Source organism: Sphingobacterium sp. WOUb80 (assembly GCF_050058145.1).
Lineage (GTDB): Bacteria > Bacteroidota > Bacteroidia > Sphingobacteriales > Sphingobacteriaceae > Sphingobacterium.
Window position 1 is genome coordinate 1932922 of the sequence record NZ_CP165617.1, and the last position, 25451, is coordinate 1958372.

General features: G+C 37.5%; 23 protein-coding genes. 10 read left to right on the forward strand and 13 right to left on the reverse strand.

The window, feature by feature from the left end; translation table 11 throughout:
- Nucleotides 1-2: 2 nt before the first annotated feature.
- The 7 genes from AB1Z56_RS07940 to AB1Z56_RS07970 all read right to left on the reverse strand — a co-directional run bounded on the left by AB1Z56_RS07940 (nt 3) and on the right by AB1Z56_RS07970 (nt 9724).
- Entirely contained in the window at nt 3-917 is a 915-nt protein-coding gene (locus AB1Z56_RS07940) for a glycosyltransferase family 2 protein (RefSeq protein WP_426791635.1), read from the reverse strand.
- Entirely contained in the window at nt 874-1746 is an 873-nt protein-coding gene (locus tag AB1Z56_RS07945) for a hypothetical protein (protein ID WP_426791636.1), read from the reverse strand. Before AB1Z56_RS07945 ends, AB1Z56_RS07940 begins: the two co-directional genes overlap by 44 nt.
- A 6-nt stretch (nt 1747-1752) precedes the next feature.
- Nucleotides 1753-3258, reverse strand: coding sequence for a hypothetical protein (locus AB1Z56_RS07950; RefSeq protein ID WP_426791637.1), 1506 nt, complete (start codon nt 3256-3258; stop codon nt 1753-1755).
- A gap of 186 nt (nt 3259-3444) precedes the next feature.
- On the reverse strand, nt 3445-5451 hold the full coding sequence (locus tag AB1Z56_RS07955; RefSeq protein WP_426791638.1) for a hypothetical protein: 2007 nt from the start codon (nt 5449-5451) through the stop codon (nt 3445-3447).
- A 60-nt stretch (nt 5452-5511) separates the two neighbouring features.
- A complete protein-coding gene (locus AB1Z56_RS07960) occupies nt 5512-7623 on the reverse strand; it encodes a hypothetical protein (protein ID WP_426791639.1) in 2112 nt (703 codons plus the stop codon).
- A 61-nt stretch (nt 7624-7684) separates the two neighbouring features.
- Entirely contained in the window at nt 7685-7948 is a 264-nt protein-coding gene (locus AB1Z56_RS07965) for a hypothetical protein (protein ID WP_426791640.1), read from the reverse strand.
- A 132-nt stretch (nt 7949-8080) separates the two neighbouring features.
- Nucleotides 8081-9724, reverse strand: coding sequence for a thioredoxin domain-containing protein (locus AB1Z56_RS07970; RefSeq protein ID WP_426791641.1), 1644 nt, complete (start codon nt 9722-9724; stop codon nt 8081-8083).
- A 918-nt stretch (nt 9725-10642) separates the two neighbouring features.
- Here AB1Z56_RS07970 and AB1Z56_RS07975 point away from each other — a divergent pair.
- From AB1Z56_RS07975 to AB1Z56_RS07985, 3 genes are all read left to right on the forward strand, one after another.
- The gene (locus AB1Z56_RS07975; protein WP_426791642.1) at nt 10643-11389 is read left to right on the forward strand and encodes a hypothetical protein; all 747 of its coding nucleotides are present in this window, start codon (nt 10643-10645) and stop codon (nt 11387-11389) included.
- 106 nt (nt 11390-11495) lie between these two features.
- The gene (locus AB1Z56_RS07980; protein ID WP_309366945.1) at nt 11496-12008 is read left to right on the forward strand and encodes an AAA family ATPase; all 513 of its coding nucleotides are present in this window, start codon (nt 11496-11498) and stop codon (nt 12006-12008) included.
- A 1-nt stretch (nt 12009) separates the two neighbouring features.
- Nucleotides 12010-12309, forward strand: coding sequence for a hypothetical protein (locus tag AB1Z56_RS07985; RefSeq protein ID WP_426791643.1), 300 nt, complete (start codon nt 12010-12012; stop codon nt 12307-12309).
- Nucleotides 12310-12341: 32 nt separating this feature from the next.
- Here AB1Z56_RS07985 and AB1Z56_RS07990 read toward each other — a convergent pair whose 3' ends face one another.
- Complete coding sequence (locus tag AB1Z56_RS07990) at nt 12342-12647, reverse strand: hypothetical protein (RefSeq protein WP_309366943.1); 306 nt, start codon at nt 12645-12647, stop codon at nt 12342-12344.
- Nucleotides 12648-13023: 376 nt separating this feature from the next.
- On the opposite strand from AB1Z56_RS07990, the gene AB1Z56_RS07995 reads away from it, so the two are divergent.
- On the forward strand, nt 13024-14136 hold the full coding sequence (locus AB1Z56_RS07995) for an acyltransferase family protein (RefSeq protein ID WP_426791644.1): 1113 nt from the start codon (nt 13024-13026) through the stop codon (nt 14134-14136).
- 9 nt (nt 14137-14145) lie between these two features.
- Here the strand turns inward: AB1Z56_RS07995 and AB1Z56_RS08000 are convergent, their stop codons facing one another.
- Entirely contained in the window at nt 14146-14646 is a 501-nt protein-coding gene (locus tag AB1Z56_RS08000; RefSeq protein ID WP_426791645.1) for an SRPBCC family protein, read from the reverse strand.
- Nucleotides 14647-14705: 59 nt separating this feature from the next.
- Nucleotides 14706-15197, reverse strand: a complete 492-nt coding sequence (locus tag AB1Z56_RS08005) for a YdcF family protein (RefSeq protein ID WP_313269997.1) — start codon at nt 15195-15197, stop codon at nt 14706-14708.
- Between the two features lie 254 nt (nt 15198-15451).
- On the opposite strand from AB1Z56_RS08005, the gene AB1Z56_RS08010 reads away from it, so the two are divergent.
- Together AB1Z56_RS08010 and AB1Z56_RS08015 are read left to right on the forward strand one after the other, a co-directional pair.
- Nucleotides 15452-17032 carry a discoidin domain-containing protein gene (locus AB1Z56_RS08010; protein WP_309366939.1) on the forward strand — a complete coding sequence of 527 codons (1581 nt, stop codon included), beginning with the start codon at nt 15452-15454 and terminating at the stop codon, nt 17030-17032.
- A 147-nt stretch (nt 17033-17179) separates the two neighbouring features.
- Nucleotides 17180-17767 carry a DinB family protein gene (locus AB1Z56_RS08015; protein WP_426791646.1) on the forward strand — a complete coding sequence of 196 codons (588 nt, stop codon included), beginning with the start codon at nt 17180-17182 and terminating at the stop codon, nt 17765-17767.
- Nucleotides 17768-17820: 53 nt separating this feature from the next.
- Here the strand turns inward: AB1Z56_RS08015 and AB1Z56_RS08020 are convergent, their stop codons facing one another.
- Nucleotides 17821-18276, reverse strand: coding sequence for a GNAT family N-acetyltransferase (locus tag AB1Z56_RS08020; RefSeq protein ID WP_426791647.1), 456 nt, complete (start codon nt 18274-18276; stop codon nt 17821-17823).
- Between the two features lie 181 nt (nt 18277-18457).
- On the reverse strand, nt 18458-18718 hold the full coding sequence (locus AB1Z56_RS08025; RefSeq protein ID WP_309366936.1) for a hypothetical protein: 261 nt from the start codon (nt 18716-18718) through the stop codon (nt 18458-18460).
- Between the two features lie 136 nt (nt 18719-18854).
- Here AB1Z56_RS08025 and AB1Z56_RS08030 point away from each other — a divergent pair, with 136 nt between their 5' ends.
- Entirely contained in the window at nt 18855-19949 is a 1095-nt protein-coding gene (locus AB1Z56_RS08030; RefSeq protein WP_313270006.1) for an ATP-binding protein, read from the forward strand.
- A gap of 145 nt (nt 19950-20094) precedes the next feature.
- Nucleotides 20095-21408 (forward strand): sensor histidine kinase, encoded by a 1314-nt coding sequence (locus tag AB1Z56_RS08035; RefSeq protein WP_309366934.1) that lies wholly within the window; start codon nt 20095-20097, stop codon nt 21406-21408.
- 16 nt (nt 21409-21424) lie between these two features.
- Here the strand turns inward: AB1Z56_RS08035 and AB1Z56_RS08040 are convergent, their stop codons facing one another.
- On the reverse strand, nt 21425-22459 hold the full coding sequence (locus tag AB1Z56_RS08040; protein ID WP_426791648.1) for an endonuclease/exonuclease/phosphatase family protein: 1035 nt from the start codon (nt 22457-22459) through the stop codon (nt 21425-21427).
- 174 nt (nt 22460-22633) lie between these two features.
- Between AB1Z56_RS08040 and AB1Z56_RS08045 the strand changes: the two genes are divergently transcribed.
- Both AB1Z56_RS08045 and AB1Z56_RS08050 read left to right on the forward strand, forming a co-directional pair.
- Entirely contained in the window at nt 22634-23152 is a 519-nt protein-coding gene (locus AB1Z56_RS08045; RefSeq protein WP_309366932.1) for a methylated-DNA--[protein]-cysteine S-methyltransferase, read from the forward strand.
- A gap of 143 nt (nt 23153-23295) precedes the next feature.
- Nucleotides 23296-25416 carry an ATP-binding protein gene (locus tag AB1Z56_RS08050; RefSeq protein ID WP_426791649.1) on the forward strand — a complete coding sequence of 707 codons (2121 nt, stop codon included), beginning with the start codon at nt 23296-23298 and terminating at the stop codon, nt 25414-25416.
- Nucleotides 25417-25451: the final 35 nt, after the last annotated feature.

Sequence of the window (25451 nt, forward strand, 5' to 3'; positions counted from 1 at the left end):
TATTAAATAGTTTCAAACAATTTTTTCACGCTCGTATATTCTTCCATCTCTAAGGTATCAAGCGTCTGGAGGTACAGTGCTTCCCAGTTTTTATCTTCTGCATTATTGACTATATAATGGTAAAGCTGCCCTTCTATTATCCCCTGAAATATTCCAACAATTTCTTCTTTACAAGATTCGTCCAATAATTTGGAATTCATTAAATCAAAATAGCAATCCTTTATCAGACGACAGAAGCCCATTCGTGCGGCAGCTATTTTTTGCGGTGTCATTCCATTGGAACGGTAGAAACTATCTATCTGCCCATTATCGACTCGGAAAGAAGGGGCATGGAGTAAAGCGCGAATAGAAAGCTCAACATCTTGCAAGCGTTCAAATGTTTCACTCCAACCACCGATTTTTTGCAAAAATTTAACATTCCATACCGGGGACATGGTATGCCAGGGAATCTGATGTTTTATCAACCCAAAAATCAGGTTTTGGAGATTATTATCGGGGTGACAGAAGGTACCCATGACCGTTCCTGCATCATTAACAAATGCTGTTTTGAATACATAAAAATCAAACCCGGTGTTGGATTGTATATATTGGAGACGTCGATATAGGCAATCATTAGCCAGATAATCGTCTGCATCAACAAAGATCAACCATTCTGACTTTGCCTGTTTCAACCCGATATTGCGGCATACATTCGCTCCCTTTATAGTTGTCCGGTCACTTCGTTTTAAGAGCGTAAACCTTGAATCATGGATTATTAATTCCTGTATAGCTTCTATTGAGCCATCTGTTGAACCATCGTCTACAATTATGCATTCCCAATCCGGATAAGACTGTAAGCAGATACTTTCCAATGTACGAACAACATGTTCTCTGTTATTGAACAAAGGAACGACAATACTCACTGCTATTTTTTTCATAGATTATTTCTGCCCCTTTTATATTAGTAACATAGTCTAACAAAAAACTTCTACCCTGCGGGTCGTCCAATTGGTTCAACGGGAGAAAAATCTCCGAATTATTATTCTCCAAAGAATCTCGCACTTTTCCCCAATAGATTTCTTGTTTACTTATCGGATTTTTGGGAACAAAAGGTTTAAGTTTCTTTTCCCAATAAGGATGTTCATATTGCTTAATTGCACAGTACAGTTTAAGAAGTGACAAAGATGCAATATCCAAAGGTCTTCCACTTTCCAAAAGTTCCAGCACTTGTTCTATAAACGAGTAGAAGTAGGTGTCAAAAGTGCCTTCATTTCCGTTTACCTTGGCTATGAGACTATATTTTAATATGATCTCTATTCCGTTCTCTACTGCAGGACGAGAGGAATAGTCCAAATTCAGAAGATATTGATTTAATTTTTCCACCAATAATTTTAGGCACTCAAAATGGACAAACTTTCTATGAAAAGATGCCCTGTTACCTTTCGAATACAGACGCATCTGGTAGAAGGTAACGAAATCTAGTATCCTTTTGGGGCAGATTTCAATTTGTAGATGTTCTTTGATGGTCAGTTTATAGATCATATCGTCAATATCTTCCAATACCTCGTCCACATCACAGTCAATTTTCCCTACTTTACCCAAATAAGCAACCAGCCAGCCCAGCCCTAACAGACCATCTTCAAACCCGTACTTGCCGCTGGAGACTACTATTGAAGCCCAATTGTCCAATAAATTTTCCTTTCCAACTTCTTCGTTATAAAAAGTATATTTAAAAAGAATATCACTTATAACCATAATGTGTTCCATGATGAGTTAATTTAATAGTAAATTATAAGCTATAGGAATGATGCGACGACGCTCCTGTGGAAAATTGTCTTCAGTGGGAACTAGGTTTGAATCGGCCCTATTTTCATTTCGATGCAATAACAACGCATAACAGCCCCTTGAACATTCTTTTCTGTTAAATTTACCACGATTCTGATATAAAAGATCACTGTCCAATATTTTCTCAAAGCTTTCTACAAAAAGAGCATCCACTCTGTAGTTGGTTACGACATCAAACCATAGACTCGTGTCGTTACTCTCTTCCAATATCCGAATAATGCTGGCGATATCTGGCAAGACATGGATCGGTAAAATCAGACACTGATCATACCCCCCCCAATACCTATCGTTCCATAAATAAGGGGATGAGTCTATCTCTTCGTCCATTTCTCGTTTTTCCTCCCCGTTCAAAAAGACCGCGACATTAAGATATTTTTGAATATATTTTTTCAACAATTCAAACAGACGGATTATAGATTGATCGATCTTTTCAATGCGAAAGATAATCGCTTTTTCAAATATTGATTTCCGTTCAGCATCCAATTCCTGACGTCTGCTTCGTATAAACTCAACGATCTTAAAACTACAACTTGTTGGTGGGATAGCAAGAAGATCCTCATCGTACCAGGGAGGGTAGTTTAAATATTCACTTTTTCTGAAAAACTTATCTTTTTCTGTGATATTTCCTGAATAATGCTGGATAGATTTTTTCTCCCAATCCCCTATCGCGCTGAATGGCCATGAAAAATCCATTTCAGGATCTATCTTTACTTCCTTGCCAAAATACCAGAGATTCCAAAGTACGGCCCACATATCTGCGCACCAAGCTTGTATACCCCTTTTTTTACTTTTAAATTCTTTATTTTTAGGGTACTGATCTTCCCAGAGCTGATGATTATACCTTTTCATCAGAGCATATAACTCTTCACAGTCCTTCTCAACTTTCTCCCAAAAAGATGTTGTAATTCCTTTCAGCACATACTGCGCTCCGCCAGTATGAGAATCGTTCCGTTCTAAAATTTCCTTCGAAATGCCCACGATATTTATCATATCATTTAACAAACCATCAGTTGCTGCTCCGCGGATATATTGGCTATCCAAATAGTTTCGCGTATCAGATACATAACATATATTGTTTTTTTCCCTAGCAGATATGTTGGGAATTCGAGAAAATAAAATATCAGAATCATGGTAAAAAATAGTCTTTTCTTCAAGTTCTGGAAATTTCTGGAAGTGCTGTTTTAGGATATGTGGGCGTATCGAGGATCTGTATTTTTTACTACTTATCAGATCAGGATACGTGTAAAAATTTGCACAATTTTCGTAAATCACGAAAAACTTTCGAAAGTTATCGTCCAACCCTAAATTGGGATCATACGCAACCACAATATGGATTTGAGTTTTTTTAATTCCTACGGAAAGAAAATTTTTAATTTGAATCTCTAACTGCCAAAGAAAATATTGTTCATCTGGCTGTGCTGATAGATATAACATTTTAGACATATTATAAGGTTATAATCAGAAATTTTAATGATATTTTATAAACAGTTCGGCATGTCTTATTTATGATAAGATTATTTGATTTGGCCCATAAATTGATTTCTACTATTGCTAGTTGGTAATACCCAACAATATTTGCGAGGTCTTATCAATAACTAGTTTTTAATAATAGAATTATAATTATAACTTATCCATTTCTGTTTGTAAATACACTATTTTCCCCGATTCCGTTACCCCTTCTATTGTAAGAGTTGTATTTTTAAGCTCGCTCTTATTTAAGGGAATCGTGAAATAAGGATTTAAAAGTGACAACAGAGCCATAGGCTGCCAATAGATTGTCTCCTCTTTCAGACTGATACTTTTTGCCAATGGTTCGGTATAACCCATCACCTTCGCAGTGAAGGCTTTAGCCAAAGAGCTACGCTTATACTGATTTCCTTTTTTCGTATAGACCGCTAAGGCCGCCCCGCCGGAAGGATTTAATATTGAAGGAGGCTGGAAAAATTTTATATAAGAAAGATCATCGGCAAATAGATATTCCAATTCAGAAAATTCACTTGGTGTTTCATTAATAAAAAGGCGAATATTGTCTCCACGGTTCATTCTTCCCGAACCGATATTAACATGGGGGAGCTTCGAGGAAAGATAAGACCTCGCATCTGACGACACGGAAATGAGCGGATCATTGGCAGCATCAAAAGCATAAGCATTGACTGATTTGAACGGGCCAGAAATACCATGTTCCTTTTCTAACAAAGCAATTCGTTGAGTATTTACATCTCGTTTGACAACTACAGTTTGTAATCTTCTCATATTTTGAAAAGAACGTCGTTCTATTACTGATCTCTCATTACCATTTACGATTGATAATAATCTGCTTTCTTGATTTTCGAAAGTTGCCCAAGACGGACGGTATATTGTTTTATGTCTTTCAATAGGATAAAAACTACAAATAGCATCAAACGGATAGTACTGTAAAGAAGGCTCTATCTGTTTGATTCGCACTTCGATACTGTCAAAAAAAGTTAAATTTGGTATCTCGAAGGTATTGGCTGCGTTTAGCGTATATTCCGAAAATTGCATCAAAGTATCTGCTAGCGGACGAAATCCCACAGAGAGTACCCTCAAGTCACGTTTCTTTTTAGTGGTAAGGTTAGCAAGTGCTTTCTCGTATTGCCTGCTTACTTTCTCTGAAAAGTTCAGTTTCCCTTTCAGATAAAGAACACTGTCCCGTAATTGAGGAATCTCAGCCTGGTTATTCCATTGCCAGACCTGTTTGTTATTGACATGGTATAGGTCGGGATAGCTTTTGTCTGCCGTATTATTCAACAACAGTTCTCCATACATGCTTTTTGAATTTCCAATTACAGTATTCTTCTTGGTAATTGCGATGGACAGGTTCGCCAGCTCGCCATTCGATAGGCTGACTGTAGGTTCTCCGGTCCCGTTGAACCCTATCTTAGGCGTAATCATTTGTGAACTATCGATTAGAAGCTTGGCGTAATGGCATAATATCCTATTCTTTTCATTGATTAGACGAAATTGCAAAACGCCACTGTCAATCCCGTAACGCGGAAGCTTAAAAGTCATCTCTGCCCTACTTTGAAGATCTATTTGATTTGAAAAAACCTCCACATACTGAAAAATACATTCCAGCATTAAATTCTGTATGTCATATGAAACCAGTGATCTCAGCGAGATTTTAATCGTATCCGGTTGAAAAAGAACATTCATTTCCACATGACTTGTATCTGCCGAACTGGGTGTTACCGAATTTTTAAGAAATGTATCCTGTGGAAAATTTTCTGTCTCTAGACTGTCCTGAAACACAACAAGACTCTTGTAATATCCAAATTGCCTATGGCTTACCATATTTCGGGTAAAAGCATTAAGTTCCAACATCGGATATCTGTAATTTATTGGAATTACAAACTGTCCTGGGGTAACACCCCCACCAACCAAAAAAACATCATTCCGAATAATAGTGTCACGATCTGCCCAATCCACAAATAGATTGACTGCTGATCTGTCTAAATGGCCATCCTTCAATACATATCCCTTAAACCAAACGGTATCACCCGGCGAATAGGCTGTTCGGTCTGTATGGACATAAATTCCATTGATACCTTGTCCAAAAGTAGGTCCACATAGAAATAAAATAGCCAAATAGATAATGAGAACTTTCATCAATTAATTTTTATCTCCTTTAGAATCTGATTTTATAAATAAAAACGTACTGTCTCTTTTTTAACGATTCGAAATATTTAACTTTTCCTGCATAAAAATAAGTTTCCCTGTAGTTGTAACGCCTTGTATAGTAACCCATCCATCTTGAATGTCCAATTTGTCGAGTCCAATTCGAATCGTATCGTTTTTCGCAGATAAGAAGAGCAATGGCATCCAGAGAAGCGTTGGAGTCAGTAAATTATTATTTTTATAAAAAGGTAGCGGATTAACATAACCTCTCACATATGTTTCTGAAATCTCACCATCGGGGGTACGAGTTCTTGGATTTCCTTTCTTGCTATACACGGCAATGGCAGCTCCTCCCTTTGGATCTCCTACAAAAGGAGGATAAAAATATTTAACATATGAAATGTCTGCTATCGGAATCAATGCCAAATCCATCAAATTGGTACATGGACTTCCATTGAGAAAAAAAGATATTCCTCCTCCGCGATTATTTTTAACCTGTGGCCTCAGTGGATCGGTAGTATTGATCCTTAATGATGGAAGTTGATTTTGGAGATAAGTAAAAATATTTATTTCGGATTCTGCACGGGGATCATCTTCGACAGCTATGCTCATGGCATTAATTCCCGAAAAAATACCGCTAATAGCATGTTCTTTTTCCAATTTCGTTATACGTTGATCCCTAATTTGCCGCTTTATTTGAACTTCCTCTAACCGAATTTCTTTGGTGTTTTTCAAATAGGTTCCGTACCATTGCACCCACTCCTCATTTTTAAAAAACTTTTCCGTTTTCCACTTTTTCCATGATGGAGTATATAGTTGTGCGTTAGGTTTCATGGGATTAAAAGTATAAGTCACCTGAAATGGAATTGATCTCAATGTTGGTTCAATCTGTGTAATCCGAACCTTAAGTGAATCGAAAAAAGTCAATTGAGGGACTTCAAATTGAAAAGCTGTATCCAGAGAAAGTGTTTCATAGCGGAACTGTATGTCCTTTGATTCTTTATATCCAAAAGAAATCCCCTTTACATTTTTATTTTTTACTTTTAGCTTATGGTATTCTTGCTGAAAACGAGCAAGTTGTTTCTTGTTAAAAAGCAGTTTGCCCCTGAGATATAAAAGTTTGTCTTCATGTGGGGTGAACGCCAGGTAATCATTGTATGAAGGACTTTTTTCTTGTAACATTCCGATTAGGCTTGTAGAAGAAGCTTTTAAGATATCTATCGTAGGAAATGGAGCTTTCCAATTGTTACCCAACAATAAATCAGCGACAATGTGATGTACACTATCAATTGGGGCTATTTTATGGGTAACAGATAGCGATATATTACCAAATATTCCATCGGGCAGTGTGACCAAAAGGGAATCCTCGCTAGTGGCCAATTGTGGTATAACGACATTGTCTATCCCAATCGGGATATTCTGAAAATTTAATATTGCTCCTGTATGATCTTTTATCTGTAACTGCAAAAGTCCATATCCCCATCCTTTTGTCATTACCTCAATAGGTTCTAACATATTATCTGTTCGGAGGGTTATCTCTCTATTCAAAACTTCTTTATGGTGAAATATACCAATCAGGTGAACGGATCTATTTTTTAATGTCACAGGATTGACCTGTATCACTGTTGTGTCAGCAACTGTTTTAACCGTAAACATCGAACTATTTCTTTCTCGTCCTCCTTGCGTTGCCGGCGAATATATCGGCAAGGTCTTCTCTGCTAGATCTTCCTCTGCTTTGGCAGTCTGCTGTCTGCCATTCGGATATATGATTCCAATAGATTTATAATATCCTTCTGTTCCATTTCCTTCCATTTTAGAAGAGAATGCATTTAATTGAAGTTCCTCCTGATTGTAGTTTTCCGGAATCTTGAATTGTCCTACGGAAAACCCATCTCCAGCTAAGTACACATCATGTTGAATGATATTTTTTGTTTGATCTCCCCAATCGATATAGAGATTACGAATCGAGCTATCTAACTTTCCTCCCCTCAATATATACCCTTTAAACCAGACTGTATCTCCGGGGAAATACGCTGCTCGGTCTGTATGTAGGTAGATTTGTGAAACGGATTGTTGGCCAAAAGTCCGGCTGACAGAACCCCCGATCAAAAGAAAAATAATAAGTATATTATAGATATAACGAAATAATTTATTAAACTTCAAAACTGTAAATTTTTATCAAATGCCATAGACCACCTTTGAATGTGGCCTATGAAAAATAAAGTTAAATAGAGTCCTCAGGACAAGCATGAACGCAGTCCATATCACTTGGAATACAATATTCAGCTCCCGACTTACATTTACAAAGATGCTGATCGCTGCTACATCGAGTTCCAGATTGAGCATAGGTTGTTGTGCCAGTAGGATCACCCGGTAATGTAACATCCGTTGCTTTAGGCACATACCCTCCTAAAACATTTTTCAATTGTTCTCTTGAAAGTTGCTCAATCTCCTTTAGATTAAAGTTTTTTAATGAAATTTTTTTCATTTTTACAAAATTTAAAATGTTTAAATTTGTACTCTGCTCACATCAGATTACTTTGTTACAGTCTTTAAAAGAGAGATTTTGTGAGCCCCCTTTGCCCGAGTACATTTCGAACTGGCTCGGGCATTTTTTAATCTAGAAAAAATTCTTCAAATCTTTTACTTCATAGCTATCGGGTAATTCTCTACCATTAATAAAGAATGTGGGAGTTGCACGGATTTTCATTGTATCGCACCAATCTCGCATTGCTTTAACTTGGTTTTTTTGTTCCTTTAGTTCGCTGTTGATTGGATATTTTGCTGCGAAAGCAGTAAAATTTTTTTTCGTCGAAAGATACCAGTCATCTAATGCCTGATGAGTTACAATATCATCATACCTATCCTGAATTGCCAACAAATGCAGCACCGGAGCAGTTCTCATATCTCCATCATTAACCGAGGCAGTAAAGATTATACGCACTTTAACATCTCGGTTATTTTTTAAAATAGAGATTAATTCAGGATGTGCTTTTGAACATGGGGTGCAATATGGATTGCAGACCTTGATAATTTCTGTTGATGCAGATTTATTCCCAAGTACTATTCCCAATCCTTCGGGAGATATAGAAATAGATTCGTTGTAAGCAAGTAAATATTTAAAAATAACAGGATTATAATGCAGTTTTTTCCAACGTTTTTCAAAGAGGTGACTATCTTTTGCTCTTTTGATAATAGGAATTAATAAATACGCCAAGACAAGAACTCCCATGCCAATAAAAAAGACCGACAATACATTATGATAGTCTATCTTTTTCTGAAAATCTTCAAAAATAGAAAGACTAATCAATCCAATAACGAGGTTAATACCTAAAATAATTTGTATTGTTAAACAAAGAGGACACCATTGCCTTACCACACGCCATTGGTAATATAGAGAAAAAAGAATATAAAAGCTAGCCAACACAGATATCAGGGACCAAAGCCATATATTGTTTAAACTACCTGCAAAAAATATTATACTGACAAAGAAAGTCACAAAATAGGAAAATCCCCATATGGACCAACTTATACCCATAAATGTTGCTCCATATGAAGAAAGTACCGCATTACAATCTGACTGCTTTTTTAACATACCGCAAACACTTTTTAAAAAAGGATCCTCGGAATCAATATTATAGAGAAGAATCTTAGAGGATAAAACAACACCTGACAAACTGCTGATTATAAAACCTATATGTAACCAACTAAATATTGTCCTTTCTTCGTACAATAAGAAAAATACTGTTAGTAGAGAAATACCTAATAATATATTGATAGGAAGCTGCTTTATAACCGTATTTAATCTTTCTTCTTTTTTATTTTTCTTATAATCTATTTCATCTTTTGCTTCAGATCCATCAACTAATAAGACTATTCCTTTATCAATTCGTTCAAATTCTTCTATAGATAAATCAGTTGTTACAAAATTTTCGGGATCTAGATAGGTTATCTGATTTTCTTCCGTAGAGGTTACTAAAACGAAACTAGCCTTAGCCCAATAAGGCTTCTGTATAGAACAGATAAAGGGTGTTTCAAACTCTATGTAATTAAACGATCCCTTACGGACGGCTACATTGGCGACTCCATATTCATTTAGGGTATCCTTAATGGCAAGAAGTGAGGGATATTCTACATGAGATTCCAGAAATTCATTCAATTTGTTCCGTGTATATTTTATGTTATAGTGATTTAATAATGCTGAACAACTTTCAAGGAGATCATTAGACAATCTATTTTTTAGAAAAAACGGAATACTTATCATAATTTATATTGGTTCTTTTATTTTCCTGTATTTAGGAATGTCTATCCAATGTAGATAAAAGTTTCTTTTACTTTTACTTTTTTTTCACAAGCAAACGTTTGTTCTTTCTACGAAAACCTTTTCGAAACGAAAATATTTCTTTCAAAAGACCGTGATTTACTAAAAAACATTAACCATTGATTGATTTATTAAAACATTCTACTATTCTTTTCCAATACCCTTTTTTATTATCACTCCTAGAAATGATTTTTCCCTCAGGATCCATCAGAAAATTATCGAGATAGCTTTAAGAGCCAATTAGGATGCTTCTCACATTTCCAAAACCAACTAAATCAAACAGATAAATAAGGTCGGAATAATTTATCTTCGTTGACAGCACAAATCCGACCAACTCTTTTTTCATCAAAAAAAACTAATAATTTCTAATCCTCTGGATTGACAAAGATTATAACATTTTAACAGAATGAACCATATAGTTTTGAAGATTCATAGATCAAATCGTCATAGCACTATTAAAAGATTTTGAGCTATAATACTCAATAAAAGCTTTTTATTCCACCACTATATACCGTTTCTCCCTTTATTTTGCAGATTTTCGGGCTTTGTTCGAATCCCAGCGGGATCACAAAAAAAAGCTAATCGCAAGATTAGCTTTTTTTGTTTTAACCGCATTTGGATACAAATAAACAAGAGCCGGGGTAGATCCTTTTGCAGACTTAGTCCTGTACCTAAAAAATTTCATTTTCATCGTATGAAGTACACTATTTTTTATTAAGTTCGACTTGACGAAATATTCTCCAACAATTATGTAGCTATCATTCTGGGTAATTCGTGAGACCGAGGAATGGAATCATCTCCAATCAGCTTATTAAAGCATAATTGCTTGACTTTGTTTATCACTTAAAAAATACAACTGATATGATAAAAAAGATTTTGACAATATTACTAACCTTGAATTTGACGGTTACATTCGGACAAACCTTTAATGAAAAATATGGAAAACCCATTGTTGTTTTAATTGAAACAGACCCTTGGCTAATGGTTATCGGTTCTGACGTCCCTACTTTTGCCTTATATGAAAGTGGGCAAATCATTTACAAAAAAATAGTCAATAAACAATGGAAATACTATGAAGTGTCAAATGACAGAACGACAGCGCAGGAAATAATTAAATCACTTGGAATCACAGACAATTTAATAAAACAAGAAGACTTTATTGAAGCTTCAAGTAAAACAGACCAACCGACCAATATTATTATTTTTAACTTTGATACACTAAAAGAAATCAGTGTATATGGCCAAATAAGGGGAATTAATAGTGATGCTCGACAAAATACCCCAAAAGACTTCTTAACTGTATTTGATCGTATTGTCAATTACAATGAAAGTAAAGCAAAAGAATGGCTACCAGATACCTTTGAAGTTATGGCGACAAAGTATAGTTACTCGCCTGAAGAACCATTGAAATGGAACGAGGACTGGAACGATATTAAGAGCGGTTCGACGATTAAAAGAAGTGATGACTTATACAGTATTTATTTAGACAAAAAATTTTTTGGTGACTTCACTAAGTTATTACAAACCATGAAGGAAAAGCAAGCCGTTGAAATTAATGGAGAAAAATATTCTTTATCTTATAGATTGCCTTTCCCAAATTTACAATAAGCAAAAACGTAGGAAACGCTCAAAAAGAGAATCAAAAAATCCACTTTTTGAGTTTACACCATTATCGTAACACCTGAATTACCTACTCCACAAATATATTTGAAAAATGAGAATTGCTTTATTTGGCACGCACAAAGTAGGTAAAACCACCTTAGCAGAGGAGCTCCTAGAAAAGCTTCCCGAGTATACCCTAGAAGTAGAACCCTACTATCAGCTGGAATCATCGGGGCATGAATTCCTTGAAGAACCCACTGCTGAAGATTTCGTTGAACAATTTAACTACTCTGCCCGGCTAATTTCCCAAAGTGGAGAGGATGTGATATTCGACAGATGTGTACTCGACATCTTGGCGTATCTGCATATTCTTGATCCTAAGAAAAATATTCAGTCCCTTTTTGAAAAAACCATTACAGTTTTGGCTGAAATTGATATTTTGGTGTTTGTCCCCATCGAAGAACCTGATTTGATACATTGCCAAAAGTCGGATCTACCAAAACTTAGATCTCAAGTAAATGATTTACTCCTCGATTGGATTGACGATCTCGGCATACAGGTCATTGAAGTACACGGTACACCATCGAGTCGATGTAACCAGATACTTGCTAAACTTAAATCTTAACATGTTAGACTTTTATACGATCGATGATAAACAACCAAAACCAGATTTCCCCGAAAAGGCAGGGCTGGTTTTTGCTGGACAACTTGATGAAAAAACTTTCTGTAGCCTTCAGCAAAAAGGAATAATCGCCAAACGATTTGACTATTATACAGATTTCAGGCTGGATACTGCTCTGATTAAACAAATGCAGCAAATTATATTAAGCAAGGGACTGCACATGGATACTGACATAAAAAGCTTAACCCAAATTCTTGACATTGCAAATACCAAACAAAGTGGTTTGATTGCGTATAGCGATTAAACATATCTTTTTAGGAAGTAGTTTCGTCTTCGCTAAAACTGATTCTTTGAGCTTCCTATAAAGTTCATAAACTCGATTTTGGGTTCAGTAGCAAGGTTTTTATCTCTTTGTTCCTGAAAATGGAGAAAGCTGGGTACTTTCAACAATTGATCCTGTATCTCTCTATTCTTATACTGGGAAATATGCACGAAGGTATTGCTTTCACCGCTCTGTAAAATAGTATATAGGAATTGTGTTCCATCTAACTTTCTGAAATCTTTGAGAAAGCTTTCAATCATTTGTTTATTCGTATGTATATAGTCATCATGGACACTATAGGTTACTTTAACAACAATCATCTCTTCTATTATTTATGTTTATAAATGCTCAATAGGATTTTCAATGCGCAAAGTGAGCTTCTTTTCCTTCTTTCGTAAACTTAAGGTCAAAGAAAGCCTTTGTGAATCGGGCAGCAAGATATAAAAAATTTGGAGCATTGAATCCCGCAATGCATCATCAATAAGAAAATAAGTTGGGTAGCTGTATATACCAGTAACAAGAATTGTGAATCCGTATAAACTGTTCGCTGCAATATGAAAAATGAGACTAACCATCGGGATTTTGATACGATTTGATCAAATTCGAACCTGTTATTTCATTATTTTCACCCATTCATTATAATATTTATAAACAATTAGCAAGTCCATAGACATCTTCGAAATACGATCAGAAGCCATGAACAATAAAAACCTTTCTACAAAGCCACACTATCCCATTTTAGACGGACTAAGAGGAGTAGCAGCAATTATCGTTGTCACCTTTCATCTCACGGAGCCACTGGGGACAGGGCATCTCGATATCTTGGTCAATCATGGCTATTTAGCAGTTGACTTTTTCTTTCTTTTATCTGGATTTGTGATCGGTTATGCCTATGATGATCGCTGGCCTAAAATGACGATTGGCACCTTCTTTAAACGCCGTATTGAACGACTTCAACCCATGGTTATACTGGGCATGACCCTTGGCGCAATCGGCTTTTACTTTACAGATTCCACAATCTGGCCACTTATTCACACCGTTCCACTCTGGAAAATGCTTTTGGTAATGCTCATCGGTTATACGATTCTCCCCGTTCCCCTTTCATTGGATATTCGTGGCTGGCAGGAAATGCACCCACTCAATAGTGTCGGCTGGTCTTTGTTTTTTGAATATATTGCTAATATTTTATATGCCATAGGTATTCGAAAATTATCTAAAACAGCATTAAGCATTTTGGTCTTTATAGCAGCTGTGGCGCTCGCCCATTTGGCAATCACAAGTCCCAACGGAGATGTTAGCGGAGGCTGGACATTAAATACTGAGCAAGTGCGGATAGGAATCACCCGGACGATGTATCCTTTCTTTGCAGGGCTCCTCCTATCGAGAATAACAAGTCCGAGCCGTATCCGGCATGCATTTTTGTACTGTAGTATTTTAATCGCTATTGTGTTATATATGCCTCGTATAGGTGGAGCAGAAAAACTCTGGATGAATGGAATATATGAGTCGGTATGCATTATCATTGTATTCCCCCTGATTGTTTACCTAGGGACAGGCAACATATCAACCAGCAAAATAGAGAATAAGCTCTGTAAATTTCTGGGTGACATCTCCTACCCGTTATATCTCGTACACTACCCTTTTGTCTATTTTTATGTTGCCTGGATCAGCAACAATAAGGATGTGACCATTGTACAGGCCTTACCTTACGCCATATTGATTCTGGTAACAAGTATTGCGCTAGCCTATGCCAGCTTGAAATGGTATGATGAACCTGTCCGCAAATGGCTCAGAAAAAAAATGGGCTAATCATGGCTTCTATAGGTCTGGATTGAGCTTTTGCAAGAGATTGGGTAACTTCTTGCGCAACTGCTTTTTCCAGCCCATTTCCATAATAAAACTAATCAAGACAAGCTTAATGCCTTTATACCCGGACTGTTTCACCTTCAATAGAGTCCCGCCGCATGTAGGTTCCAATGAAAAACTCAATACCGTATCCAATTTTGTAAAGATCCCTTTGGTTAGTTTATCTGCCTTATCCGAATGAATTCCGGCGCAGGCCAATGCTTTCTCCCCAGTAGCTTCACCCCGATAGGTATAAGCAAGATACTGCCGGGGTATGGCAGAAATAATCTCGCAATGGGTAATACCATCCCAGCCTTTTTGGGCCTTCATCCTAAAAGTAAAATAATGCCCCGTTTCTGCTTTGATATTATTTAGCATAAACCATTTTCCAAGAAGATCTGCATCCGTCAGGGCACGCCACACAAGATCTTGGTCATAAGGTAAAAAAACATCTAATTTAATCGTTCTATCCATTTCATTGTATAACTAACACTGCGGCATAAGGGATCAATCGCTAAAAACAATATGACTCTTTAACTTTCCAGTATCCGCTGAATAGCCTTTTGTTCATGCAATGACAGCAAATCAAATTCTTCAGAACTAACAGTCGACTTTGCTGCTATAAATATTACATTAGGATAGCCAATCAGTTTTTCTTGCAATAATCTTGCTCTCTTCATATGAAAATCAGATGTAATCACGATGAAGAGATCAGGAGAAATCTGTTTGATGATCTCCTTTGATAGCATGAAATCTTCGTAAGTATTTGTGGATAGTACGCACGAAAGTAAATCTCTCTCAGCGACACCTCTTTCCGTCAAATAGGCTTTGGCATAAGCTCCATGCGGTTTTTCTGTCCGATTGAAATGTTCACCTATGCCGCCCGTACATAAAATTGCAGTCCCTTCATTGTGGCAATAGAAATTATAGGCACATTCATTTCGATTTAATGCCATAACGCTAAGATTCCCCTGCTCATCATTGGGTGCGCCTAGTAATAATATCAGGTTTTTAATTTTTTCCATCCGATTTAATGCTTCAAACACTCAAATGTAATAAGACCGCTAGGAAAATCAGCAAAAACGACCTTAAATTTTATCAAGTTATTTATTGATTCATAATTAAGCGGATTCATGACAAAAAAACAAAATGTTACAAAACATTTTTCAAAGTTGATTAATCAATCGATTGACTAAACTAATTATGGTAAAAGTTTATTTCTTTACACACCAATAAAAGGTGTATCATTTATATTTATTGGCACACAATATAAACCATTATGAGAAAACTTCTAAATTTAATGCTTATGGCCCTCACCATAGGAGCTGCGTCCTGTAGCAAGACGCTGGTAAACACCGAAGAATCCGTTGGAACTCTCAAAGCGAAAGCATCTACTGCCACAGTAACGAACGAATGGAATAGTAACCCCTATAAACTGAACGTCATCTATTTCGTTCCAAATGATGTAGACTCTATTCCCAATTTCAGAAAACGGCTCAGCAAGATCCTGCTGGACGCACAAAATATGTTTGCCAACAATATGGATCGTGAAGGCTTTGGCCGAAGATCTTTTGGACTGGATCTCCTCAACGACAGCCTAATTAATATCCATTACATAGCTGGAAAATATGGTAAAGCTACTTACCCTTATTCGGGAGGCAGCGGAGCTGTGAAGACGGAAGTAGACAGTTATTTTAGTCAAAATCCTTCCGCGAAAAAAAGTGAACATAATCTAATCATTATCCCAACTTATGATACCGATCCAGCAAATCCTGGAGGACCTCCATTCTATGGCACAGGTACGAGTTGCTACGCCTTGGATTATGTAAATCTGGACGCTAAGAACCTCGGAATAGGCGGTGATATTGGCTGGAAGGCGACCGTATGGATCGGCGGAATGATTCATGAACTGGGCCATGGCTTAAATGCAAGTCATAATAGAATGAACAAAACATTAGCTCCAACCTTAGGTACTGCATTAATGGGTTCAGGCAACTCAACTTACGGAATCTCCACTACCTCATTGACAAGTACCACTGCAGCAACATTCAACAATAGCCAGGTATTCAGCCCTGTGGCAAGAAGTGACTGGTATGCATCTGCATCTGCAGAAATCACTTCATTGTCCTCAAGCTTCGTAAATAACAAGATTATTGTTTCTGGAAAGTTTACAGCAACAAAACCAGTGAATGACATTGTTGTTTGGCACGATAGAGAACCTTTCGGTGTAAATAACGATTATGATGCGGTACAGTGGGCTACAAAAATAATCGGTCAGGATAGTTTTCGATTTGAATGTCCATTAGCTGATTTCTATGATCTCACAGGCAATTACGAAATGCGAATCGGATTTATGCATGTCAACGGAAGCCGCACAACTTTAGGCTACGCCTATAATTTCGTTAATAATATACCCGATCTATCCAAAGTGGTTACTTATAAATTATTACCGACCACAGGCTGGTCAATTATCGCCAGCGATAGCAACGAACCTGGTTCACCGGCAAGCAATGTCCTGGATATGAACAGAAGTACGGTTTGGCATACGCCTTGGTCTTCTACCCAAACCCCACAGCCACATTTCTTCTCCGTCAATATGGGTGCAATACGTACAGTGAAAGGAGTTGCTTTCCGTAACCGCGACAATTTAAATGGAGCGATGAAGGATATCAATATTTATTCAAGTACAAACGGCATAAATTGGACGTTGATTAAAACAGCTCAATTGATTAAAGTTTCCGGATCCTGGATCAATGTTGATCTTAACACATCAATTAGTACCCAGTATTTTAAAATAGAATCTACTAGTTCCTGGGGCGATTTCTTTTATTCTCATCTTGCTGATTTTGGTGCTTATTAAAAGCTAGATAGCCTCTTTCAAAGAAGAAAATAAACCTTGGATGATTAAATAAACGGCCGGTATAGTGAAATACCGGCCGTTTTTAGCTTTGATTACAGCGAAATAATAGACATTCACAAATAATTTGTTATTTTTAATACCTGCTATATGCTAGCATCTGTTGGGGATGTTCCGTTAAACAAAGCAGAAACACCAATTACAGATAAAAATTTTATGACTAAACAAGAGCTGATCAAAACTTTTTCTGACAATCATTATACGGCTATTTCTTATATACAGGCATTACCTGAATCACATTTTTCCTTTCGCCACAATGAAAAATGGACTGCCGGTCAGCAGCTAAAACATATTTTACTAACGCTACTGCCTTTTCCTAAGGTACTTCAGTCAAAAGATTTCATTTCCGAAAAATTCGGCATGCTGGAGCGCGCGCCCTGGGATTACGATGCTGTACGCAATAACTATCTAAAAACAAGCAGTCAGGCGCCAAAACAATTTTTGCCTGAAGAGATTGCAACCGAACAAAAAGAGCTCCTGATAGCACAAACGGAAGAGACTTTAGAAACAATTAGTCAGCTTCTTGCCTTATACAAGGAAGATGAACTTGATCGCCTGGCTCTACCCCATCCTCTACTGGGAAAGCTCAGTATACGCGAAATGTTTTACCTGATGAGCTATCATCCGATACATCACCTTAATCAAATCAAAGCAAATCTCACGATACTAAATAAATGATATTATCCTTTACCTATAGTCTCCCAATCTAACTAGGCTTAATCAAATATAGCCTATTGCCTTGTATGAACCATATCGTATAGATCAAATCCTTCAGCCCAGTAATCTTTGTGAATTTCCCTCAATATAAATCCGTTTTTCTTGTAGAATCCGAATGTAAACTGGGAGGTTCCAACTTCTATTGTTTCGACACTGCCATGGCTGTAGAGAAAATCGATACGATGGTGCAATAAGGCTTTACCAAAACCAAATCCGTGATATTTTGGATTTAAAAAACTCCAGCTAAGAAATCCTATCCGTTCATCATCCGAAAAACCGATTCCGCCACCACCAATAATTTGTCCATTAACAAGAGCAACAAAATATCTTTCCATCTCCTGGTCAAGATATTCCTTAAAGTCTGCGACCTCATTCGGCGCAAAATATTTCGGTACATTCATACGGAGAATATCAATCAGCTTACTTCTATCCTGAACATCATATTCTCTAATTTCCAGATACTTATCCATATGTAATACGATTACAAATTCCTATCCATTTCTTAATTTTAAAATTCCTGACGCTTATTAAATATAATAATATTTTGTGTTTTTATTAGGTCAGCTTACTATAAAAAAGTCTAATAGTATTGTATTTTCCAAGTATCCCAAACGTACGACTGGCTAAATTTTCTTTTGTCTGTTGATTAAATTACAGTCTATAACGTAATGAAATGGCCCGCCATATATCATTTGCAAAATCTTGGTCTTCATCAATACGATCAAAGGACCACTTGCTATTTTTTTTGACAATGTTCTGAATGACGCCATCCAATAGTATTTCCACTTCCTCCTGTTCTTTCGCTACATCTCTTTTTAGTAATCTGACTTGATAATCCTGTCCTTTATACGTAAAAGGAAAAGTCTGTCTTTTAAAAGGATCATAAATCTTAAAACCAATTGTATCTTCCATATCTATGTCCTTTAAATTTAGCTAAAAGATAATTTGGAATGAAACTAAAAAGCGCAAAAATAATTGCCTATTGGCTTGATTTTTGAGTAATTTTAGCGCAGCACTGCAGTAAGCAGGCCATCATTAGATATCCAATATGCGAAAACCTCAAAAGGATGTTCCGATTTTTTTTGAAGCATTAAATCAGATGCCGATTGCAACGGCCATTTATGATAATTCAAACCTCAATATCGCATTTGCCAATTCGCGTATGTTAAGCATGTGGCGTACTGAAAATGAGATATTCGGACATTCTTTCGCAGAGGTATTTCCCATATTTACGCAAGAGGGATTTACCGATATACTGCGTAATGTTTGGGATAGCGGTGTAACCTATAAGGCCTTTGATACGCCAGCAACAATCACTGACCGTGACTTTAAATTTAAACGATATTTTGATTTTGAATATAAACCGCTGTTTGATAAGCGTGGTCGGACATATTCTATCCTGCATACAGCCACAGATGTTACCCATAAAATACAGGAAGAAAAACAAAAGAATCAAGAAAATACCGCGATCAACCCCGCAACAAACCTGCGAATGATCTCTTACACGCTTTCTCACGATGCCAAGAATCCATTAGCTCTCGCTAAACTGGGGATAGGTGTGCTGAAAGAACATTTAGACATGCAATCCAATCGACGGATGGAGCTGTACGATGTGATCGACCAATCGCTTGAAAACATTGCAGATATTATTGACAAAACGGTAGAACTGAGTCTTGCTCCGATCAATAAGCTACAGAAACAAAACATCCGTTTAGATCTCACGCTTCCCAATTGGTGCCGAGAGGCCAAATTATTATATCGTAGCCCCCATACGGAACTTATTTTCGGCGATCTTTTTTCAGTAAACAGCGATCAGAATGGGATTTACCAGATCTTCACCAACCTGGTCAATAATGCTATTAAATACTCATCGGCCAATAAAAATGCGCAGGTACACATTTACAGTGAGAAAGTAACCAATGGCGTGTTATATATTATCAGAGATAATGGCATAGGCATTCCGCAACACGAACTCGAAAATATCCGCATGGAAAGACTTCGTGGCTCCAACTCTATGGATTACCAGGGAAAGGGTATCGGATTGTTTATCGTCCAGGAACTTTTGGAAAGACTGAAAGCACAGATGGCTATCTTTAGCCAGGAAAATCAAGGGACCGAAATACGCCTGTTTTTTCCGAATTAAGGGTGCCCGCCCAATTCAATAGATCTCCTTTTAATTACCGACGCTGTCTACGATATATTCTATTCGAGAAAAATCATTGTTGGACTCCTGATTTATGGCTAATTTTGACTATTCAGAAATTGTAAGAAAATTCAGACGCGTCCCTATGAATCATTTTCGTAAATATTGGAATTTTTTTTCCCATATTGGTGCACATCATGAGATGTCGTACATCGATTTCAAACGCGTCTACATGATAAACCTGATTGCATTATTATGTTTATTTCCGACAATTTTCTTTTCAGTCCTCAATCTTATTGACCACCGCTATATTTTATCAGCGATTAATTTCTCCAATTCAATATGTGCGTTTACCGTCCTTTTACTTCAATATTATGGAAAACACAATATCGCTAAGGCTACGTTGCTGACAAGCAATTCGGTATTTTTCTTCTTAGGGGCTCTCCTCTATAAAAATGGGGGCGAATACTTTTTATTGTGCACATTGATTGTCTCCATGCTGATGTATGACAATAGAAAAATTCATATTATTCTTTGCCTTACCGTAGCTTTCTTGATTTCGCTTTTATATCTGCTCCCGGATATTCTTCCTCTGAATCAGCAAGTCCCTCGCTCTAGGTCTGTTTTCAACATTATCAATGCACTTGCTTTTATGGTTGTTGCGGTCAACTTCTTTCTTGATATCATTTATAAGAATATGAAAAAGATCGAACGTCAACGTCATCATTTAGAATCCTTGAATCGAGACAAAGAAAAAATTTTCTCAATTATTGCGCACGACATTAAAAGTCCTTTTGCCAACCTTGAGGCATTGGTATTCATGTTTCGCAACCAAATGCTTGACAGTACCACCTCACAGGAATATATTCAACAAATATATCAGCAGATTAGGCAGCAGAATCAAGCATTAGATGACCTATTGCAATGGGGCAGCAGCAGCATGCAGGGAATGGATACCAAGGCGTCAGCATTATTAATCAAACCCATGATCCAGCAGATCATTAAAGGTTTTAAGGAGAACACATTATCTAAACAACTAAAAATCAATATCAATATACCTACTGAGACGCAAATAATTGCCAATAGGGATCATACAATAATTATTTTGCGCAACTTAATCAGTAATGCAATCAAATTCAGTTATGCTAATGGGAATATCAACATCTATGCTAGCGTAGACGACCTCTATACACATATCCATATTCAGGATGAAGGAGTAGGCATCAACCCCTCGAAATCTGCCTTATTGTTTAACGAGATTCAGCAAAAGTCCTTTGGTACCGAAGACGAACCGGGGTCAGGTGTGGGGCTTGTCCTATGCAAGGATCTTATTGAACGGAACAAAGGTGTTGTGAACATCCAGAGTACGCCCAACAAGGGTTCAGTTTTTAGCGTGGGGCTACCCTCCTGCCCAAGCAATACACCACAGGTCAAGCTAGAAGAACCCACGTGCTGTTAGCACAAAAACTGATCGGCTAGAATTTAAAGGAAACGAGCAATGCTTTATGGTCGGTAGGCCAAATACCCTTGGGTACTAAAAAATGATCTTCGCTATCTTTATCTTGTTTTTGCCCATATTTGACCGTTTCAACCGGACCCACTATATGCACTTCGATCGGTTGAAAGGGCAGTCTACTGCGATAATATATATAGTCTATCCGATCACGATCATCTGCTGTTGGTGCCCATGCCAATTTATTGATTGATACATCCTTGTTATATGCAGGATAAGTAAATCCCGGATACCTGACCGGATTGGGATACTTTTGACGAAAACTATCCGTAAATCCAGCCCTTTGTAGCAGAACTGAACAATCCCATGGAACCACAGCTCCCCTATGATCAAAAAGATCTTTTGTTTCATTCGTCCAATCCAGATGTGAGGGCTCGTTGAAATCCCCAGCGACAACAAAAGATTGTGATTGATCCTCTTTTTCCACATCTTTGATAATATCACGGATCGCTTCATCGCGTTTGCTTTTCCGATTTGCAGCGATTATGGTTGAAACATCTGTAATTGGATTCGTCAGTTTCTCCCAAGTTACTCCATCATAGCCCCGTGGCATATAACAAGCATAATTGGTGTAATCAAGATGCAAAGAGTAGAATACAAAATTGCGCCTTCCGACTTTAATCTTGCTCTTAAGTACCCCTCCCATATCACTATTTTTTTCGTAGAGCGCATTTTGCTCTCTCACTGGATATTTGGAAATGAAACCCACATCCAGCTTTTCATCGCTTGACTTTCCGAAATAACTTGCTCCTTTTGCCCGTAGTTCGGCTAAAATATGTTGAACAAAATTTGTATTCTTATAATTTCGGACCTCGCTAAATAATACGACATCTGCTTGCTTAGCAATAATCTCATCAGCAATAGCCGGAAAACCGTTGGGTACGACAGTGCCCTCTTGCCAGATATTGATCTGCAAGATTTTAAGTTCGTTTATCTTTTTGGCAAACAAGCTTTGGCAAAAAAAAGTAATCAGCAACAGCAGAAAAAGCTTTTTCATCTTCATTGAAAATAGAGTAGCTATAAAAATAGGTATTTTTTAGCAGAGGAGCAGCTTTTGAAATTATTGAGTTAAAAAATCTTGGATTTATCCACTAGACAAGTCAACTTAACATTTTTCGATACCTATTCATTTTTGTAGATTTATCCAAACCCTGCATTGATAAACAGAGATATGGAAGTTAACGATAGATTTGTATACAAGGAAATCAACACGCCTGTTGGGCTCATCCACATTGTTGCTACAGAAAAGGGACTTTCAGGTCTGCTTTGGGAAGGCGAAAACTATATACGCACAAAGCTTCCTACTGCAAACTATGACGAACAGGCGCCAATTCTAATACAGACAGAACTGCAACTGAAGGAATACTTTGCAAAGCAAAGAAAGGTATTTGATGTTCCGCTGGATTTTAAAGGAACAGCATTTCAGGTCAAGGTCTGGAAAGCACTTTTACAAATCCCCTACGGCACCACCATCACTTACGGCCAGCTCGCGCAGCAATTAGGTGACATCAAAGCCGTCAGGGCTGTCGGCGGTGCATTGAATAAAAACCCCATTGCCATTATTGCTCCATGCCATCGGATAATTGGCAAATCAGGTAAGCTCGTGGGCTTTGCCGGAGGCCTCCGTAATAAATCTATCCTGCTTGATCTTGAACAACGATGCCGCACACCGACGCTATTTGATTCCTAAAATTGTTTATTCTTTCGACAACTGGCGACCACCATGCCTTACACAATCCATGTTACCCGTTCTTTCAAACATGAAATAGAGAAAAAGCATCATTGCTTTTGTAATTAAAACTTTATCTTTATGAAAAGAATTACACGGTCACTATGATACAGAATACGTTTGGAATGGATATTTTGCCAAAAAATGAACATGACCGACTGAATGCACTTAGACGCTATAAAATTACCGGTACGCCTTCCGAAGCTAGCTTCGATGGAATCGCAAAATTAGCCACACAAATATTCAATGCTCCTATTGCGTTGCTATCGTTGGTTGACGCTGAATCTGTCTATTTCAAAGCAAATATTGGCATGGGTGCCACAAAAGAAACGAATCGAGGTAAAAGCTTATGTAGTCTGGCTATTCTGAACAAGAAAGTAACAGTTTTCGAAGATGCTCTAAAGGAGGACATATTGCTGGCCAATCCAAATGTGATAGGTGATTTTGGCTTGCGGTTTTACGCAGGCGCTCCCCTCATTACTCACGATGGATTTATGATCGGATCGTTATGTGTTATCGACAAGCATCCACGCACATTCACGCGCAGTGACCGACAGATACTGGAGGGTCTTGCACGAACAGCAATGGATCAAATTGAGCTTCGGAGCTCTTCCATAGATAAAATTGATGAGCTCGAGGGACTAAATATTACAATGGCAACCATGCAACAACGACTCATCGAACTTAACGATGAGATGGAACTTGCCAATGACGAACTCTATCGTACCAATAGCCAGCTGAATAAATCCTACGATTTGACAGTTCTACTCAACAAAAACCTCAAAAAGAGCGAACGTCGATTCAGATCCTTTATAGATAAAGCTCCCATCGCTTTTGCTATTTTGACAGGCCGTGATTTATATATAGAAGTAGCCAACGATATGATGCTTAAACTCTGGCGTAAGACAGAAGCTATCATTGGCAAACCACTCGTTCAGGCACTCCCTGAACTGCAAGGACAACCCTATCTGGGAATATTGGACGACGTTTTTACAACAGGCCAAAATTATATTGGAGATACCGCCTATGCGAAACTTGAGTCGAAAGGCGTCTTAGGTGATCATTACTTCGATTTCACTTATGAGCCTTTGAAAAATGATGAAGGTGAAACCGAATCTATTATTGTTATAGCAAATGAAGTTACTGAGCGTATTAAAAGAAATGAACATCTCGAAGCGCTCAATCACCAGTTAGAAATTGCACTAAAAGCTGGTGAACTTGGCTCTTACAATCGCGATATCAGAACTGGGAAAATGGATTGCTCTGAAACCTGCAAACTAAATTTTGGCCTCACTAAAAAAGATAGCTTTGATTATGAAGACCTTATGCAAAGCATCATTCCTGAGCATCGTGAAATGGTCTACAGAAAAGTTCAGGAAGCAATCCAAAACAGGAAGACCTATCACGCTGAATATCTTATCCGTTGGCCAGATGGATCACTGCATTGGATCAATGCCTCTGGACTTCCCAAATACGATGCAGAAGGTAACGCCACTCACCTCATTGGCGTAGTCGCAGATATTACAAAAAGGAAAAATTATGAATCTCAAAAAGATGACTTCCTTGGTATTGCGAGTCATGAATTAAAAACCCCTGTCACAGGTTTAAAAGGCACCATTCAGCTGCTGGAGCGATTCAAAGACAAGACCGGAAGTGACGTTATTTCAAGGCTTATTGATCAGTCCGCTGTCAATATCAAAAAGATTGTTACACTTGTTGACGATTTACTTAATATGCATCGAATCAGTGAGGGGCAGCTCCATCTCGAAAAGACAACTTTCAAGGCATTAAAGATACTTACGTCGAGTTGTCACAATATTATATCGCAAGGTAACCATCAAGTCAACATTACGGGAGATCTTGATGCAGATATATTTGCAGACGAACAGCGATTAGAACAGGTTCTTGTTAATTTCGTCAACAATGCTGTTAAGTACGCCCCGGAATCAAAAGAAATCAATATTGTCGTTGAACAATTACAAGATCAAATAAAAATAACCGTTATAGACAAAGGCGAAGGTATTAATCCAGCTGTACAACCTTTTATATTCGATAGATATTACCGGGCTAATCATGAGGGTAAATCCTATTCAGGCCTTGGACTCGGACTTTACATCTCCTCTGAGATTATAAAAAAACATGCTGGTGAGATTGGTGTCGATAGTACTATAGGCCAAGGAAGCAGTTTCTGGTTTTCCATTCCTCTTCCGACAGCACAAAAATAAACTAAAAAGAGCCGGATAAAAACCGGCTCTTTTAT

Bases quoted from the DNA above. Each gene is read 5' to 3' on its own strand.
- AB1Z56_RS07940 (WP_426791635.1), bottom strand. From the start codon at position 917: ATGAAAAAAATAGCAGTGAGTATTGTCGTTCCTTTGTTCAATAACAGA.
- AB1Z56_RS07945 (WP_426791636.1), bottom strand. From the start codon at position 1,746: ATGGAACACATTATGGTTATAAGTGATATTCTTTTTAAATATACTTTT.
- AB1Z56_RS07950 (WP_426791637.1), bottom strand. From the start codon at position 3,258: ATGTTATATCTATCAGCACAGCCAGATGAACAATATTTTCTTTGGCAG.
- AB1Z56_RS07955 (WP_426791638.1), bottom strand. From the start codon at position 5,451: ATGAAAGTTCTCATTATCTATTTGGCTATTTTATTTCTATGTGGACCT.
- AB1Z56_RS07965 (WP_426791640.1), bottom strand. From the start codon at position 7,948: ATGAAAAAAATTTCATTAAAAAACTTTAATCTAAAGGAGATTGAGCAA.
- AB1Z56_RS07970 (WP_426791641.1), bottom strand. From the start codon at position 9,724: ATGATAAGTATTCCGTTTTTTCTAAAAAATAGATTGTCTAATGATCTC.
- AB1Z56_RS07975 (WP_426791642.1), top strand. From the start codon at position 10,643: ATGATAAAAAAGATTTTGACAATATTACTAACCTTGAATTTGACGGTT.
- AB1Z56_RS07980 (WP_309366945.1), top strand. From the start codon at position 11,496: ATGAGAATTGCTTTATTTGGCACGCACAAAGTAGGTAAAACCACCTTA.
- AB1Z56_RS07985 (WP_426791643.1), top strand. From the start codon at position 12,010: ATGTTAGACTTTTATACGATCGATGATAAACAACCAAAACCAGATTTC.
- AB1Z56_RS07990 (WP_309366943.1), bottom strand. From the start codon at position 12,647: ATGATTGTTGTTAAAGTAACCTATAGTGTCCATGATGACTATATACAT.
- AB1Z56_RS07995 (WP_426791644.1), top strand. From the start codon at position 13,024: ATGAACAATAAAAACCTTTCTACAAAGCCACACTATCCCATTTTAGAC.
- AB1Z56_RS08000 (WP_426791645.1), bottom strand. From the start codon at position 14,646: ATGGATAGAACGATTAAATTAGATGTTTTTTTACCTTATGACCAAGAT.
- AB1Z56_RS08005 (WP_313269997.1), bottom strand. From the start codon at position 15,197: ATGGAAAAAATTAAAAACCTGATATTATTACTAGGCGCACCCAATGAT.
- AB1Z56_RS08010 (WP_309366939.1), top strand. From the start codon at position 15,452: ATGAGAAAACTTCTAAATTTAATGCTTATGGCCCTCACCATAGGAGCT.
- AB1Z56_RS08015 (WP_426791646.1), top strand. From the start codon at position 17,180: ATGCTAGCATCTGTTGGGGATGTTCCGTTAAACAAAGCAGAAACACCA.
- AB1Z56_RS08020 (WP_426791647.1), bottom strand. From the start codon at position 18,276: ATGGATAAGTATCTGGAAATTAGAGAATATGATGTTCAGGATAGAAGT.
- AB1Z56_RS08025 (WP_309366936.1), bottom strand. From the start codon at position 18,718: ATGGAAGATACAATTGGTTTTAAGATTTATGATCCTTTTAAAAGACAG.
- AB1Z56_RS08030 (WP_313270006.1), top strand. From the start codon at position 18,855: ATGCGAAAACCTCAAAAGGATGTTCCGATTTTTTTTGAAGCATTAAAT.
- AB1Z56_RS08035 (WP_309366934.1), top strand. From the start codon at position 20,095: ATGAATCATTTTCGTAAATATTGGAATTTTTTTTCCCATATTGGTGCA.
- AB1Z56_RS08040 (WP_426791648.1), bottom strand. From the start codon at position 22,459: ATGAAAAAGCTTTTTCTGCTGTTGCTGATTACTTTTTTTTGCCAAAGC.
- AB1Z56_RS08045 (WP_309366932.1), top strand. From the start codon at position 22,634: ATGGAAGTTAACGATAGATTTGTATACAAGGAAATCAACACGCCTGTT.
- AB1Z56_RS08050 (WP_426791649.1), top strand. From the start codon at position 23,296: ATGATACAGAATACGTTTGGAATGGATATTTTGCCAAAAAATGAACAT.